Source organism: Methylobacterium oxalidis (assembly GCF_007992195.1).
Taxonomy (GTDB): domain Bacteria; phylum Pseudomonadota; class Alphaproteobacteria; order Rhizobiales; family Beijerinckiaceae; genus Methylobacterium; species Methylobacterium oxalidis.
The window spans coordinates 1-714 of record NZ_BJZU01000338.1 but is presented as its reverse complement, the minus strand read 5'-3'; the positions used below and the strand labels follow the sequence as shown (position 1 = coordinate 714).

Annotated in this window: 2 protein-coding genes; both read left to right on the top strand. The window is 65.0% G+C overall.

The window, feature by feature from the left end; all coding sequences use genetic code 11:
- Positions 1-67: 67 nt before the first annotated feature.
- Positions 68-301, top strand: coding sequence for a hypothetical protein (locus MOX02_RS30880; protein WP_147029555.1), 234 nt, complete (start codon positions 68-70; stop codon positions 299-301).
- Between the two features lie 101 nt (positions 302-402).
- A complete protein-coding gene (locus MOX02_RS30875; protein ID WP_147029554.1) occupies positions 403-648 on the top strand; it encodes a hypothetical protein in 246 nt (81 codons plus the stop codon).
- Positions 649-714 lie beyond the last annotated feature (66 nt).

The window sequence follows — 714 nt, the reverse complement described above, 5'->3', positions numbered from 1 at the left end:
GCCTTGGCCCTCGGCCGGATACAGCGTAGGGTATGCGCCTCAGCGATGTCCGCCGGGAAGGAAGGCTATGCCCATCACCTCCGGCGCCGACGACGCGCCCACTTACACCTTCGCGGTCTACAATCCGCCAGCACCCGGGTTGCCGTGGGTCTGTATGTGCTTGCACCCGGACGGGCGCGTCATCGCTGCCACCACCTTCAGGACGCGCCGTGAGGCCGACGCCGAAACGGAGCGCTGCGCGTCGGACATGGCGGACTTCATCAAGGCGAGGAAGCAGAAGGCCGTGAAGTCCCTGCACTAGGCGGCGTCTGCTCGCAGGCGAACGGTTCGTGGTCGACCATCTACTCGCGAACAACACAACGGGTGAGGCGTTGGCCGGGATAGGCAGCCGGAGGTCGCTCCATGCTCCACAACGCCGAGGTCGAGTTCGCCCGCTACCTGTACGCTGTGTATCCGCCGCCGATGCCATGGATGCCTTGGCTGAGCGTCTGCATCGCACCGGATGGGCATGTGCTCGACTCAGAGGCGTTCGCGACTTTCGAGGAAGCCGATCTCGTGACCTACAGGGCGCAGGCAGTTCTGTTCGACAGCCTCGTGCAGCAGGTGGAGATCAAGCACGCCCTCGCTGCGGATGGCGCCTTGCACTAAGCCGCCACTACTACAGCTGGCTGATTGCCTTCTGCCGGAGCCGTCCGTGCAGCTCCTTCGCCTCGG

What these genes read in the sequence shown, in the direction of transcription:
- MOX02_RS30880 (WP_147029555.1), top strand. Translation starts at nt 68, where the DNA reads ATGCCCATCACCTCCGGCGCCGACGACGCGCCCACTTACACCTTCGCG.
- MOX02_RS30875 (WP_147029554.1), top strand. Translation starts at nt 403, where the DNA reads ATGCTCCACAACGCCGAGGTCGAGTTCGCCCGCTACCTGTACGCTGTG.